The following is a 17,489-nucleotide window of genomic DNA, read 5'->3' as shown; positions in this document are numbered from 1 at the left end:
GACGGCGCGACTCGCTCCGTGCATCCGTGCGGTGTCGCGGCCATTCCTTGTGTTGCTGGTGGGTCATCGGTTCGCACGTGCATCGCGGTGCGGCGCAGGCCTTGATTCTGGGAAACGACATGAAAAAGACGATTGGCTGGATTCTGTGGGCCTGGCTCGCGATGCAGGCGTTGCCCGCGTTCGCGAACGACAAGGCGGTGGCGGTGCCGAACAAGGGCGACACCGCGTGGATGATCGTCGCGACGCTGCTCGTCGTGATGATGGCGGCGCCCGGGCTTGGCCTTTTCTACGGCGGAATGGTGCGCGCCAAGAACATGCTGTCGATCCTGATGCAGACACTGGTCGTGTTCTGCCTGCTCGGCGTGCTATGGGCGGTGTACGGTTACAGCGTCGCGTTCACCGAGGGCAACGCGTTCTTCGGCGGCCTTTCGAAGGCGTTCCTGGTCGGCATCACGCCGGACTCCACCGCCGCGACGTTCAGCAAGGGTGTCGTCATTCCGGAGTTCATCTACGTGTCATTCCAGTTGACGTTCGCCGCGATTACGCCCGCGCTGATCGTGGGCGGCATCGCCGAACGCGCGAAATTCTCCGCGGTGCTGGCGTTCATGGTGCTGTGGTTCACGTTTTCGTACCTGCCGATCGCGCACATGGTCTGGTATTGGCCGGGCCCCGACGCTTACACGAGCGGCGCGGCGGCCGACAAGGCCAACGTGACTGCCGGCTTCCTGTTCCAGAAGGGGGCGATCGATTTCGCCGGCGGCACCGTGGTGCATATCAATGCGGGCATCTCGGCTCTGGTCGGTGCGATCATGATCGGCAAGCGGGCGGGGTTCGGCCGGGAAACAATGGCGCCGCACAACCTGACGATGACGATGATCGGCGGTTCGCTGCTGTGGGTCGGCTGGTTCGGATTCAATGTGGGTTCCGCGCTCGAGGCAAGCGGCGCGGCCACGCTCGCATTCGTCACGACGCTTTTGGCAACATGTGCGGCGACGGTGTCGTGGACTTTCGTCGAGTGGTCGCTGAAGAAGAAGCCGTCGATGCTCGGCGCGGTGTCCGGTGCGATCGCCGGCCTGGTCGTGATCACTCCGGCATGTGGATTCGTTGGGCCGATGGGTGCGATCGTGATGGGGGGAATCGCGGGCATCGTCTGCTATTGGGGCGTCAATGGACTCAAGCGCCTTCTCGGTGTCGACGATTCACTCGACGTATTCGGCGTGCACTGCATCGGCGGGATCGCGGGTGCGCTGCTCACCGGGGTATTCGCGTCGCCGTCGCTGGGCGGAACCGGGATCTACGACTACGTCGCGAACAAGGTGGCCGATTACCACATCGGCGAGCAACTGATTGCACAGTGCTGGGGCGTCGGGACCTCGCTCGTGTGGTCGGCGGTCGTGTCGGTCGTCGCATTCAAGCTCGTCGATATGACGATCGGCCTGCGTGTCGACGGCGACGGCGAACGTGAAGGGCTCGACGTCAGCTCGCACGGGGAGACGGCCTATCATTCGTGAGGCGTGGCGCAGTCGCGCCACTCTCTTTGCCGACGAGGTCCGGGGCCGCGCCAGTCTTCGGGCCTACGTCTATCTTCTCGTCGGAAACCACATGCCGGCCCCGCGGCGGCTTGTGGGGCGACTCGAACACAATCGGGACCGTGCGAGCGACTTTTTGGGCATTTTGGCGGGAAACTTATCGGCATCCCTTTGCCGGTAAGGTATTCGGGCCGATATTGGATTGCTGCTGGGCCCGATATGGGAAGATTTGTGGATAGCTGGCTATCTTCGACTGCGGGAGCCTTACCTGGCGGGTCTCCGCGACCGATGGTTGTAGTCGGCTGCCTTCCGCCACATGGCTTATAGCGGATCTCGCGCTATCAAACGTAGCGCGATTGATTTCGGCAAATTTATACTTTTTTCCCAAAGCCATCATTTGGTCAGCTTCACTGTGTCCGCGCGGTAGTTGCGCACGTAGTGCCCCGTCATGGTGGCGGATGTATACCCGAGTTGCATTTGAGCCTGCCGACCGTCGCCTGTGCTGCCAGTCTCATTGGTACCGACTTTGGCGCGCAAATCTCGCAACTGAAAGTCTTCATCCTCGACGCCAGCCGCCCACCGAGCCCTCTCGAAAGCGCCGCTGCAGCGTATCGAGCGTCATGCGCCGCCCCATCCCGTTGACGATGGGGACCGTACTGACGATTCGGTAACCGACTTGCGTGCGCGAATCCTAGCGATCACGGCGCTTCAGTGTTCCCGAAACCGCCATTCGCAATTTTTCCCCAGTCTTCCCCGGATCGATATGCAGACACATTCTTAAGCCTGACGGGGAGCGTTCCCCGTACGGGCGTTCCTCGCTTTTTTCTTTTCGAGGAACGCAATGAAACTGAAGTCCAAGTCGGCTGCCCTGGTTCGAAGCCTGACGATCTCGATCCGACCGAAGCCCATTCGCACGGGTACGGGACGACGAACCGAGTGATGCCGCTGATCGCGATGCACGGCGGTGCTCCCAACCGCCGGCGCTTGGATACCGCTATGCGGTGATCACGCAGCTCGCTCTCGATAAGCGGCCCCCATGAAAACCAACGTGCTCTGGAATATGAGCGACCCTAGTATGCGGATGAAATCGGTGCCTCGGGCGGGCCTGCCGATAGAACATCCAGCGATCGATGCCCGATGGTCGGTCGATCCTGTTTGACATGAGCCAATATGCCGGTTGGATGTTAAGGCAAATGGCCGACCAGTTGGCGGTCGCTCAAGGCAATTAACAAATGTTCGGGAACGGATGTTTCTACGTCATGCAGTCTATTTGTAACAGAATGTAACTTTTGGGTCAGATCGCTAAACGAATTTCCAACGTTTCAGATAACTCCCGCATGAAAGCCGTATCCGGCCCATCTGGCCAGGCGGCAACCACACCGAATACGGGAGAGCAAGCGCATGGTAGCGATCGTTACGGGCCAAGGGCTGGGTCTGCAATCATCTTCGTCCACGGCGTTGGGCAACAGAGGCGTGCTGGGTAACGCCGTGTTCGGCCAGACGGGCGAACAGGTCTACGTCAACGCGGCGAACGGCAACCTGATGCTGCGCGATCGCGACCAACTGCTGTTGGGTCAGGGCATCAACGGCGCTGTGTACCGCGCGTACAACAGCCTTGGGCAGCTCAACTGGCGTGAAGGCGCCTCCCGTGCCGTGGACGGATTGACCGGCACACTGAACGAGGTCGGCAGCACGATCACGCTGACCGACTGGGACGGCTCGCAAACGAAGTTTGCGTTCGATGCCGCGCGCAATCTCTATGTGTCGACGGCAGGTGTCGGTGCGAACGTCGGCGACGCGAATCAGCCCGGACCGACGGCCGTGACGACGACGGGGCCGCGTGCGACCCTGCAGTTCGATGCTGCCACGAACAGCTGGACGTGGGCCGATGGTACCCAGCACGTGATGGAAACGTACGACGCGGCCCAGGGCGGGCGGCTGGTGTCGAGCCGGGACGTCGACGGCAATACCGTGAAGTACGGCTATACCGCCTCGGGTCAGCTCGCACAGATCACGACGGCGGGCGGGGATGTCACCTATCTTGACTACGACGCGGCCGGGCGGCTTTCGGCGCTGCGTTCGGTCTATCAGCAAGCGAACGGGCAGTTGGCGACCGAGACCACGGTGCGCTATGCCTACGACGCGCAGGGGCGATTGTCGCAGGTCGTGACCGACCTCTCGCCGGAAGACAACAGCATTGCCGACGGCAACGTGTTTACGACGGCGTACGCGTATGACGGTACGAGCGACCGGATTGCGTCTATCGGACAAACCGATGGTTCCCGAGTGGAATTCACGTACCAGTTGATTGACGGTGAGTATCGTGTCGCGACGATTGCTCAGGCGGCGGATAACGGCGCAATGAGGATCACGCGATTGCAGTATGACCTTGCAAGTCGGCAAACGACCGTGACCGATCCTCTTGGTCTCGTGCAAGTTTTGTATTGGGACGATGCGGGGCGGCTGAAGAGTGTTGAGAAGCGGCCGACTACCGGTCAGCAGGACGGTCAATGGATTGCCTTTGACTACGATGCTGAGGGTAATCTTTATTCGCAGACAGACAACGTGTTGGGGGGGGCGTGGCTTGTCTACGATAAGGCCGGCAATCTCGTGACGTCGAGCGGAGGTATCGGAACAGAAGTCAGGCGCACGTTTGGCTCGAAGAACGAGCTGCTGACCGAAACGGTTATCAGTACGCTCGGTAGACCAGAATTTTCTTCTCAGACGACACGTTACGCTTACGACGATAAAGGTCATATCCGGTATGTCGTCAGCGCCGAGGGTCGAGTCACGGAGTATCGATATAACGCGGTTGGACAACGCGTGTCGGAAATCCGTTACGAGAATGCGGTATTCGACAATACGGGACTCGGCGAGACAGATGCACTGTCGGTCGGTTCTCTCGACGCATGGGCGGGAGCGTCGAGTGATCGGCAGCATGCGTTGCGTATTGACTCTACCTACGACTGGCGGGGGAATCTGGCAGTCGAGACACGGTACGAACGTCTCCTCGCAGACGGAACGGGTGATCCGACTGGCATCGTTTCGCAAACGCGTTACGTCTACGACCCGCACGGGCGTTTACTGCAGCGCTACGTGGGCGAATCGGGCAACGAGAAGGTTGAGCAGATCACCTATGACGGATTGGGGCGGATTTTGACCTCCGTGAGTTTCGATGGAGCGCTCACGGTGTATCAGTATGACGACAAGAATCATACGGTCGCGGTCACTTTCGCAAATGGCCTGACCCGTACGTCGAGCTGGAATGCGGCGGGCGAGCTCGTTGCGGTTGCCGATACCACTTCAGGTGTACTCGTTTCGCAGACGAAGAACTGGTACGACGCGGATGGTCGGCCGCGCATGTCAACCGACGCGAACGGACAGAGCACACATTACCTGTATAACGCACGAAATCAGAAAATTGCCCAAATCGGGCCGGACGGTGTCCTGACGGAATACGTCTACGACAAGGGGTTGGGATACCAGACGAAAACGGTCACTTATGCGACACGATTGACGTCTGCCCAACTCGCGACGCTCACGGATTCCTCCGGGCGTCCGGTCGAACTACTGGAAGCAGGCGGTCCATTGACGCTCGAGGCGCTTGGGCTCAGGCCGAGTGCGACGCCCGCAGATAGATCGGAATGGCTACTCCGGCTGAACAACTCTTGGGTTGACAGAACGATTGAATCCGACGGCACCGTTACGAAGTGGAGTTATGACGGTTTTGGGCGTGTAACTTCGAAGACGGTGTTTTCAAATCGCCTCGATATGACCGCTGCGCCGGATGGTTCGCTTCCGCCGGCCGATGTGGACCACGATCGGACAACGCGATATTTCTACGATCGGGATGGGTCGTTACGTGGTGAGTTGGACCCTCAGGGCTATCTCACGGAATACCGCTATAACGCTGCAGGCGAACGCACGGAAGTTATTCGGTATGCGACGGCTGTAAGCGAAGAACAGCGTACGGCATTTTCAATATGGTCTGGACCGAAGCTCGCAGAACTCATCCCGGCTGGCAGTGCACAAGATGTGTCAACACGCTTCGTGTATGACGCACGTGGGTTGCTTGCAGCGGAAATCGATGGCGAAGGCTACGTCACGCGTTATCGCTACGATGCGCAAGGCAACGTTGTCGAGCGTACGCGGGGGCAGCGCATTGAATTGGGCGCATTGAGTCAACCTCAACAGGTGGCGGTCAATATCGAGGCGTCCGGCAAGGTTGGTGCGGAGCTGGAGATTTGGCTTGATGGTGTACAGGTCGGGACGGTGACGCTCAGCTCAGAGAACTACACGCGTTACACCTTGACGGTCCCCAATACAGTGCCGCTTGCCAGCCACACAGTCGAATTCCGTAGTTCGAGGAACGCGCCGATTGTGGTGCGCGATGCTACGTTCGGCGATCATGAGTTCGTCCGTGTTGTCGCAGCACCATCCAGGCTAGTGACCTCTAGTGATCAACAGAGTGTTCGCTACACACTCAACGCCGCCGACTTGCTCGCATCGGCATCGACACCAAGCAGTCTCGAGCGTACGACCTACGCGTACGACGCGATGGGCCGTCTGCTGGAGCAGGTCACCTACGGCGTAATGGGCTCCAAGACGTCGAGCTTCACGTACGACAAAATGGGGCGCGTGCTGACCGAAACGCAAGGTAAGCCGCCGTTCAATCGCACGACGACGTATCGCTACGACGAAGAAGGCCGGGTGATCCGCAAGTATTCCGGAGAAGGTAGCCGGATCCTCGAACTGATCGACGTGTACGAAAAGAGCGGCGATACAGCCATGCTCGCGCAGCTCCGGCGTGACGAGTTCTACGAAGCCTACACGTACGATGCCGCTGGTCTTCGGACATCCGCGACCGACGCAGATGGCCGCAAGACGCTCTACTACTACGATGCAAACGGCAATCTCGCAGCGACGATCAACGCGGCCGGTGAAGTCGTCGAGCATAACCGCGATGCTTTCGGGGATATAGCTCAGACCACTGCTTACGCGGTTCGACTGTCGGCCGATGTGCTCAAGACGCTGCAGGGCGGCCGTCTCACGGATGATGTGTCGACCGCCATTGCGTCCCTCGACAACGCCGACGCGTCGCGCACGTCTTTCAACTACAGCACGGCGGGCCGCTTGACGAGGCGCACCGATGCGATGGGTGCGACCACCGAGTATGCATACAACGCATTCGGAGAGGTGACGTCGCAATCGCAGCAGGTAGGGGGCGATACACACCGGATCACGACATACGACTACGATCGCGTCGGCCATCAGATTCAGCAAGCGACAGATCCCGGCTACCTGAATCTGATCACCAAAGCCGTCTATGATGCCTTCGGCCGAGTAGTTCAATCCGTCGATGCGAACGGCGTGTCACGCATTACGGAGTACGATAGAAACGGGCGCATCGTCGGCATGCGTGATGCGGCGGGCCGGACCAGTACGACGTACGACGCGTTCAACAACGTGCTGACGCAAACGGATCGCCTGGGCAACACGACCGCGTACAGCTACAGCTCGAAGATGCAGTGGATGATCGTCAGAACGCCCGAGGGGGTTGTGACGACCACGAAGTACAACGAGTTCGGCCAGATTGACAGTGTGATCGATGGCCAGGACAACGTTGTCAAGTATCAGTACGATCGCGACGGCCTGCTGAAGAATGTGAGTAGTCAAAGCCGGGCGCTGCACGGCTACGACATTGACCAGTCCCACGGATACGACCGCGATCATGCCGGGAACGTATTGACCGAGTACGAGGGAGATCGAAAGTCCGTCGAGTACAGCTATGACGCGGTCGGTCGCATTCTGACGCGGAAGGAACGAACCAATCAGAGTTCGCCGGCAAGCGGCCCGGACGGCTGGGTTCCGGTCGAGCTGGTCACCAAGTACGAATACGACGCAAAAGGGCAGCAGATCCGCACGACCGACCCGTCCGGAACGATTACCGACACGCACTATGACCTGAACGGCCGCAAGATGACGGTGATCGTCGATCCGGACGGCCTGAAGCTCACGACGGCCTTCACCTATGACGGCACGGGCCAGATCCTGACGGTGACTGAAGGTGTGGGCAGCGCGACCGCAAAGGTCACGCAGAACACCTACGATGGCGCAGGTCGGTTGATCGAGCAGATCGTGGATCCAGCTGGTCTGAAGCTGACGACGCGTTATGCGTACGATCCGGCGGGGAACCTTGTGTCCGAGACCAATGCGGCGGGGGGCGTCACGCGCCATGTCTACGATGCCGCGGGCAGGGCGATTGGGTCAGTCGGTCCGACGGGTACCGTAACCGCCATCGATCGCGATGCCGAAGGGCGGATCGTCAAACGCACCGTTTATGCAACGTCGGTAGCACTGACCGGCTTGCCGGACCAACTGACGTCGGAACAATTGCACGGCCTGGTGCCGGCATCGCAACAGGACGAGATCGCGCGGAACGTTTACGATGCGGACGGCCGACTGCGCTTCACCGTCGATGCAGCAGGCGCCGTCACGGAATTGACGTACGACGCCAGTAACAACGTGGTTCGCAAGACGGCGTACGCGGGGTTCATCAATCCGGCTGAAGGCGAGTCGCAAGACGCTATCCGGACGGCATTGTCGCGGATCGACGCCCAGGTTCAGGCCGGTGACCGCGTGACGCGCATGGTGTACGACAGCAAGCATCGTCTGGTCGCGACCATCGACGCGGCTGGTTATGTCACGAGAAATACGTACAACGCGTACGGGCAACTGGTCGGCACGAAGTACTACGCGACGCCATATGCGGGCACCGACAATCCGAACTACGCCACGTTCACGGACCTGCTGAACACATGGGACGCGCAGGGCGTACAGAATACGGCGCGCGAAACGCGGTGGTTCTACGACGACGCGAGTCGTCCACTGTATACGGTCGACGCCGAAGGCTACGTTACCGAAAACCAATACGACAACGCAGGTCGGCTCGCGAAGACGATTCGTTACGCACGTGCTCACCCCGAAGCGGCAAGCTACAAGAAGACCTATGACATGTGGCTGGCGTTCCGGTCAGAGTCGCTTGACCAGGCCGCGGTCACGGCCTATCGCTACGACGGCGCCGGCCGGCTGATCGAGACGACCAACGCGCTGGGCGTCAAAACGAGCTACACGCTTGACGCCCTCGGCCGAGCCGTCGATACGACTGTGGCCGCTGGTACGAGCGATGCGTCGACGACCCATGCCGTCTACGATCTGACGGGTAACCTGATCGCGAAGACGCAGGCGTACGGTACGGCCGTCGCTATCACGACGCGCTATGCGTATGACGCACTCGGCCGGCAAGTTGCAATGACCGACCCGCGCGGTGTCGAACTCGCCGAACAGGACACCGCCTGGGCACTGGCGGAGCGCGGTGCGCGAGGCTTGGTGGACGGCGCCGGCAACGCGCTGGCGGCGGCCGTGCTGACCGATGACCAGAAGCGTGCGCTGTTGCAGGCTTACACCAGCACCCAGAGCTACGACGCCGCCGGTCGCGTGACCGAGAAGGCAGACGCGCTGCACAACGTGACACGTTACCAGTACGACGCGTTCGGCAACCAGGTAACGATGACTGACCCGTTGTCGGCCACAACTGTGTCTTTCTACGACAAGCTTAATCGGGTCGTCGCTCAAGTCAGCCCGGAAAACTGGGTCGTCGGCACACAATACGATGCGTTCGGTAACGTGTCGCAAGTGACCGATTACCGGCTCGCACGGTCGGGCGCGGTCGATGACGCGTGGAAACGCGACGGCTGGAAGTCGGATCTGTCGCAGGTATTGCCTGCCGGCGATCCGGCCGATGCCGTCACGCGAATGGAGTACGACAAGCTCGGTCGCTTGATCAAGTCGACGGATGCGGAAGGGTATTTCGAAACCTACGGCTATGACGGTCTCGGCAATCGCACCAGCTATACGAACAAGCTGGGCGGCACGTTCACCTATACGTACGACCATCTCGGCCGGATGACGTCCGAGACGTTGCCGGTGCGGTCGAAGGACAAGGCCGTCGTCAACCGCTTCGAGTACGATTCGCGCGGCAACCGGATCAAGATGACGGAGGCGCAGGGGCTCGACGAAGAGCGCATTACAGAGTACGGGTATGACCTGCTGGATCGGCAGGTCAGAACCTATCAGTCCGTTTATTTGGGTAACTATACAGTGGCTGACGCGATCGAGACATCGATCTTCGATGCGCGTGGCAACCTCGTATCGAAAATCGGCGTCAACGGTGCGGTCACGACGTGGTACTACGATGCCGCTGGTCGCAAAACCGGGCAAGTCAGCCCGAGCGGCACGCTGACGTTGTGGGAGTACGACCCGGCCGGTAACGCGACGCGTACGCGAATCTTCGGGGATCCGGTGAAGGCTACACAAGGTTCACAGCCCCCGGCCCCGGTCGATGCGGCCAGCGTGCGCGAAACCCGTATGGTCTATGACGCAGACGGACGCCTCGTCCAGTCGCGCGTGATGAACGTCGCGACCGGATATTTCGATCCGAGTGCGGGCGAAGATCAGCGTGGTGAATACTTCATCACATCCGGGAGCGAGCTGGTCACGCAATGGGAATATGACGGACGCGGCGCGGTCATCTCCAAAACGGACCCGGGTGGCGGTCGCACACTGTACTTCTACAACGGTAGCGGCAAGAAGACGCTGGAGATCGACGCAAAGGGATACGGCATCGCCTATACGCTGAACGAGCGAGGCGACGTGACGCGGGAGATACGGTTCGCTAAACCGTATCCGGATCCGGTGACGGCAAACCCGTCGCTCGGCGCCACGCTGATTAACGCATGGCCGCGCAGCGAGGACGACCGAATTACGGACTACACGTGGGATCGCAACGGGCGAAAGACGAGCGAAACTCGCGAAAACGTGCAGTTTGCCTCGGTTGACGGCAATGGCAAGCTGACGCAGCAGGTCGGTGCGGCGACGACGCGTTATGCATATGACGGCAACGGTAATCTGTTGAAGCAGATCGATGCCAACGGCAGCCAGTACGACTACGGGTACGATGTGCTAAGCCATCGTACGTTGGAAGTACTGCCGGAGTTCACAGATTACCAGGGGAAGCAAGCTCGCGCCCGCACAGTGTATCAGTATGATGGTCTAGGCAATATCACGGGGGAAAATCACCAGGACAGCAGCGGGGATAAGGGTATGGCATATACCTACGCTCGCGGCAGAGTCAATGGCAAGTGGTATGCGGACGGTACGCTGACCATTTACTCGTACGACGTGGCCGGCAACGTGACGGGTATGCAGTTTGGTAACATCGAAGCTGACGGTCCGGGAAAATTCTATTCTTTCGAGACCCGCTACGATGTTGAGAATCGCGAAATCAGGCGCTACAGCGGGACGTGGCGGGAGAGTGGTTCCGAGCAAGGTATTGAGACCGAGTTGCGTTACAACGCGTACGGCGAACTGATTGGGCGGCGCACGAACGGCAACGGGATACTTTCCGCGCAAGGCGGTGAATGGCAGGAATACACGGACTACGACAATGCTGGCCGCGTCGTTCGCACGAACTTCAACGACGGTATTTCGCATCTGTACATGTACGATCGCAACGGGAATGCAACGCTGAAGGTCGAGTCGATGCAGACTGACCTGCGTGGATTTGCGATAAAGACAGGCGACGATCTCGAGAAGTTGCTCCAGAAGGCCGACATGATGCAGACCTTTACGCGCTACGACGCGCGTAATCAGGTCATTCAAATTCGTCAGCCGAAGACGTCGGGCAGTGTGCCGCGCATCAGCTTCCATCCGGTTGATATTCCGATCGACGGCGGGATCTTTGCGAATACCCAACTGAGTATCGGCGGGTGGATCGAGAAGCAGAATCGGCCAGTACCTGGGCCGGTATTGCCTCTGGAGGGGGGCGACGTCGGCATGTCCAATTCGGGCGGCGTGGCGCATGCAACTTCCAAGTGGGCCGTCAACTATCCTGACTTTGGAGATCGCGGCAGCGGCTCGGGAGGCAACGTCACGATCCAATCGCTGGATTTCACGTTGCCGGATTTCTCTGGGTTGTATGGCGCATACAATGTCGAGGTACGCGTCAGCTATACAGTCAATGGGTTTATCTGGGCTCCGACTGGCGGCGAACAGTCGATGGAGACGAATGGATTCGGCAAATCGGCCACCGTGACGTCTGGGCCGATGCCGGTCAATGCCACCCAAGTTAGCGTACCAATCAACTACACAACACCGGAGTCGCTCTGGGTAAATGGGTTCGCGGGAAAGAACCAAGTGAATTTCTCCGCGTCGGTGGAAGTGTTCGTGACACCCCAGAGCGGCTCTTCAGGACCTATATCGGTCGGCACATTTTCGCAGTCCGCCACGCTGTTTTCGAGTGTAGAGGATGGTGGCGGCGATGCCTATCATGAGACGGTGACGGTCGCAGCGCCTAATGCACTTGATGTCGATACACCGCTGGAGGGGGCGGCTAGTCTCCTGAGCGTCGCACGGAACTCGTTACCCGCCGGCGCTCAGGGGAAACTGTACTATCGGCCGGCAGGTACCAATGAGTTATTTCGGACGCTGGACAAGAGTTCGTTCAGCCAGCCGGGCTCGTACACGGTCGACATCGGGAACTTACCCGATGGCGATTACGAAATGATCTTCATGGCCATTTCGGACGGCAGTGACGGGCGCGAACCCGGCACGTTGCTGCGTCGGGACGGTTATAACGCCCATATCGCAAGAGGCGGCAACTCAACCATAACTTCGTCGCCGATCCCCACTTACGAGGAAAGCAGCCGCGCCGGTTTCCTGGCCGATGCATCCGGCAGTTACATCTGGACGTCGCCGCAAACCCTGAACCTTTACTCGGCGCGTGATTCCGCGCTGCATCTGGCCGACCACGTCATCGTGAAGATGCGGCAGCAGGGCGGCACCACGTGGAACGAAGAACGAACGGTCTGGCGTGATCCGGCCACGGGCGCATTCTCGGTTGACCTATCGGGATACGCACCGGGCAACCTCGACGTCGAGTTCGACCTGTACAACGCAGCGGGCCAGAAGCTCGATGCCGTGCTGAGTTCGGTGGGATTGCCGGGTGGAAACGGCTCGCCGTCGTTCAGCACGAACTACCTCGCCGACCTGAAATCGACGATCGTGTTCCATTCGCAACCTGCCGACACCGATTACATCATGGTGTCGTGGGTGCAGGACGGTACGACACGCTATTCGCGCGTCACCCGCATGGGTAATGGCGAGTTCACGTGGGACGTCCAGGCCGGCGGGTTGATTCCGCAACCCGGCCAGTCATATGCCTACGCTATCAAATACACCGCCTACGACGCCGCGGGCATTCCGCTGGCGATGGGCGCCGGCGACATCACCGTCGGTACGGTGGGCAATTCGCAGGTGACGCTGACGGGTAGCGAGCGCCCGAGCATTTTCGAATTCAAGCCTGTCGGCGCGGACGGCCTGCCGCTGACGAACGTCAACACGATCACGTTGTACTACCGTCAATCCACGGTGAAGGATCAGGCGTTCGATCGTCCGTTTACCGAGGTGACGCTGACGCGTGACGCACTTGGGCGCTTCCTGTTCGACGCATCGGCGCTGCCCACGCGGGCCGAGTTCGAATATCGCTACCTGGCCAAAGATGCAAACGGCACGGTGTTGACCGAGCGCCAGAGCTATTTTCTGACGGGTACGCGTAATAACCCGGTGACGAACGTTGATATCGTCGGCGTGATCGACGAGACAGCGAAGGACATGACGATCGACCGGCTGCAGCAGCACAACGCATTCGGCGAGGTCTCGGCAGAGCGCGACGGCCGCGGCAACTGGACGACTTCGTCATACAACACGATGGGGTATCTGACACTCAAGCACGAGCCGAAGGTCAGCGTGACGCTCGCGAATGGCGCACAGGTCGAGGTCGAGCCGGACACGCGCTTCTACTACGATCTCACCGGCAACCTGGTCGGCTTGAAGGATGCAAACGGCAACCTGACCACCCAGCAGTGGAACTACGGGTCGGCCAAGGCCACGGTCGCCCGGACATGGGATGCGCTGGGGTTCAGCAAGGCGATGCAGTACGACGTGTTTGGCAATCTGCGAACGACGATCGACGAGCTGGGGCGACGCACCGACTATGGCTACGACAAGATGAACCGCTTGATCGAAGTCGATCGGCCGGCGCTGGCGGACGGCCAACGGAGCATCGACCGCTACGAATACGACGCGCTGGATCGGCGTATTGCACATACCGATGCGCTGGGCAACCGCGAGCGTACGTTCTACGACGTCGATGGCCGAGTGGTAAAGACGATCAGCGCAGCGGGTCGCGAAGTCAAGTATGACTATAAGTGGGTCACGAGCATGGGCTCGGCCGGAGCGGCGACCTCGGGCGGTTGGATTCGCACGACGACCAATGCCAACGGCATGACGACGGTCGACGAGAACGACCAGTTCGGTCGCTTGATGAAGCACACGGACCTCGGTGGGCACGTGTTCCAGTACCAGTACAACTGGGCGGGGCTGCTGACGAAACAGTCGGGAACGAGTGGTCAGGATGTCGACTACACATACTACTCGAACGGTTTGGTGCGCTCGATCCAGGATAACGCGACGAAGACGCAATCGCTGTACGAATACGATGGCGACGGCAATCGCACAGCCGAGTACTTCTCGAATTTCGGCGATGTCTTTGTGTTCGCGCAATCCCGAGTGAAATACGACGCGTTGAATCGCGTGACTGCGATCGAGGACGATGCGTATAAGGTGTATTACGAGTACGACGCGGTGGGCAATCGCCGCAGGATGCTCGCGAAGTACACCGACATGGTCGGCTATCACGACCGGGAGCAGGAGTACTGGTACGAATACGATGCGCTGAACCGATTCACGGTGTCGATGGGCAGCCTGTCGGGTGCGCGTGCAACGGACCCGAACGACACAAGCGTTTCGATCGTGAAGGGAGCGCTGGGCGGAGACGGCATACAACTTGGCTACAACGCGGCAGGTGAACGCGTGTTGGCCGTGTACGCGAAAGACGGCCGGACGGAGCGCTACACATACGACGCCAACGGCTATCTTGCAACACAGAGCGTCAACGATATTGTCGTGCAGGAGCGCAAGAACGACCTGCTGGGTCGCGTGATCGGCTTCGTCGAACGCGACGCGAACAGCGGCCAGCAGGTAACCGGGATCGACCGTACTTGGGATGCAGACGGGATGATCTCGCAGGAGCGCGACAATCTGCATCGCGCAACCTCGGTTTATACGCGCATGGCGGACGGTACGCTGACGAAGGTGGAAACAGCGCCGGACGACGCGAGCGAGACGCGCACGACTTCCACATATGCATACGAGTGGTGGGACAGCGCGAAGCAATCGCGCGTGACAGTGCAGGCGTCGAATCCGAACGCGCCGGGCTGGCGGCCGGCAACGTCGTACTTCAACTACGATGCCAACGGCAACCTGAAGAGCACATATGACGATGGTGGGAACGATCCAGGTAAGGCGCGAGCGTTCCAGTACTGGACCGATCTGCGTGGCCAAGTGCAGCGGCGCGACGAGCTGACTGGCGTGACGGTAGGGACGGATGGCCGGATCTCTGGGGCGGCCGGCGATCGCAAGCACAACTACTACTACCTGAACGGCAACCGGGTCGGGAACCAGGGTAACGACGGGATCGACCAGATCGACTACATGCAGGAACTTGCTGGCAAGCTCGGCAAGGGTAACGAGAATCAGTATCGGGTCTTCACGCCGATCAGTGCCGCCGACTTCGACGAGAACTACATGGCGATCAACGGCACGTATCCGGCGGCGAGCGCGGGCCAGTGGACGGTACGTGCGGGCGATACGCTGAAATCGGTTGCGTCGGCGCTGTGGGGCGATTCGAGTTTGTGGTACATCCTGGCAGATGCGAATGGTCTGAAGAGTACGGATGAGCTGCGGCCCGGACAGTTGTTGACCGTACCGAACAAGGTGACGAACGTCCACAATACGGCGACGACGTTCAAACCTTACGATCCGGGGCTCGCGATCGGTAATACGCAGCCGACGCTGCCGGCGCCGCCACCTCCGCCGGGACCGGGCGGCTGTGGTGGATTCATGCCGATCATTGCGATCATCGTGGCAGTCGTGGCTACGGTCTACACAGCGGGGGCAGCGTCCGGATTGCTTGGTGTGACGGCAACTGGGGCCGGTGCAACGGCAGGTGGTGGATTGGGTAGCTTGGGCGTGGCGACATTGTCGGGCAGTGTAACCGGTGGTACGTTGGGTGCTGCGTCCGGGGCAGTAGCTGCGGGTATTGGCGGTGCAGCGGGTGCGCTTGCAAGCCAGGGCGTGATGATCGCCGGCGGCGAGCAGCACGGCTTGAATTTTGCAGGCATCACGTTGGGTGCTATATCGGCAGGTATCACTGCGGGCATTGGCGTCGCGGCAGGTACGCCGGGTAGTGCGTGGAGTGCAGCGGCTCAAGGTGCCGTAAGGTCCGTTGCGACACAGGGTCTCGGGGTAGTAACGGGCCTGCAGGATCAATTTGACTGGAAAGGTGTGGCGGCCAGTGCGATTGCGTCGGGTGTAGGATACGGCGTGGGCGAGCAGGCCGGGAAAGTAGCAATAGGGGCAGGTGCCAGTACGGCCATCGGGCGGTTTGCCAGCGGCGTAACCGGTGGATTCAGCGCCGGAGTTGCGAGTACGCTGGTCCGTGGTGGAAATTTGGGGCGTAATATCGGGGCAATCGCCGCGGACGCGGTCGCTGGCACGGTTGGCAATATGGTTGCCGACAACTTAGCGAGTCGTTCTGCATCGAGCGCAAGCACGCTCTACGGCGTCGGCGGCGACGTGAATGCGATGGTGCAGCGCACGTATCCGGTCGATCCTGCCAAGCAGTTCGCTTGGTCAGCCAATGCTCGATTGCAACCGGCAAGCAGTTCGTTTGATTCGACTGCGGCGAGCCTTGGGCTGTCGACAGAGCAGGCGCTGCGCTTGATGGCGTCATCGAGCAGCGTATCGATCATTGACTCGAACGGGCCGACGAGCGCAGTGGCGTATCCGGTCCCGACGCCGTATGTGCCGGCTGTCGAGATTCCGGGCGGACCGGCTCTCAGGCCTTTCCCGGTGGAGTACGGCGAAGTCAGAGCACTTCCGCCGAGCTTGCGTGACCGTCTGTCGGATCCGTCAGTTGGTAGTACGCCGGGCGGAGCGATCCTGGGAGCGGCCTATAGCGCTGTTGAGAATTTGGTCGGCAATACAGCTGCGTTGTTCTCCCCCTATGGGCTGAATCCGGTTTCGGGCGAGATGCTCAGTCCGGGGCAGTTGCAGCGAACGAAGGAAGATTTGATTATCAATGCCGGATCGCTCGGCATTGGTGGTGTTGAAGGAGAGGCGGCAGCGCTGGTAAGACAGCAAGGCCAAGCAATGCTGCGATCGGCTGGCGAAGCGTTTGGTCCACAGGTCGACGGTATTTTGGGCCGAGCAGTGCCCGGTATCCGGACTTATGTTTTACCGGAAGGTCAATCTATAAGTGCGCTGGGCGCCGGCGGTTTCAATCCGGCATCACCGACTGGACTGACTTATGCGTCTGAGTCGCTTGGCGCAAATATTCTTGAATTGACGTCGCGGCAAAAGTTCGATGCCTCTGGTAATGTCGTGCAAGCTATGGGTATTCGTTCAGAAATCGTATCGACGTTTAAGCCGGAAACAGGAGATTTGTTTATTAATTTCTACCGTACCACCGAAGTTGGGCGCGGTGTTGGTGCTGAGATGATTTCGAATTCCATTCAGAATTTTGGCGTATCGAATGTTAAGTCTATATCAGCTGAGCTTGGCTTGGCCAATAAGGCAATATATGAGTTCAATATTGCTACGGAGGGAATGTCTCCGGTACAGGCTGCTAGAAATACTCCGCTTGGTAAGTCACTGATAAATCTAGGGTACAAGCAGATTGACGTGAATGGACTCTATATTAGAGCTAGATTGGGGAACTGA

Annotated in this window: 2 protein-coding genes; both read left to right on the top strand. The window is 59.7% G+C overall.

What is annotated here, in order from left to right:
* The first annotated feature begins 119 nt into the window (after positions 1 to 119).
* Entirely contained in the window at positions 120 to 1,511 is a 1,392-nt protein-coding gene (locus WT24_RS23910; RefSeq protein ID WP_060036077.1) for an ammonium transporter, read from the top strand.
* 1,419 nt (positions 1,512 to 2,930) lie between these two features.
* The gene (locus tag WT24_RS23905; protein WP_082742279.1) at positions 2,931 to 17,489 is read left to right on the top strand and encodes a LysM peptidoglycan-binding domain-containing protein; all 14,559 of its coding nucleotides are present in this window, start codon (positions 2,931 to 2,933) and stop codon (positions 17,487 to 17,489) included.

It is taken from the genome of Burkholderia sp. MSMB1078WGS, from assembly GCF_001528895.1.
In the GTDB taxonomy this organism is placed as follows: domain Bacteria; phylum Pseudomonadota; class Gammaproteobacteria; order Burkholderiales; family Burkholderiaceae; genus Burkholderia.
The sequence above is the reverse complement of the archived record's forward strand: the minus strand, read 5'-3'. Positions and strand labels throughout refer to the sequence as shown.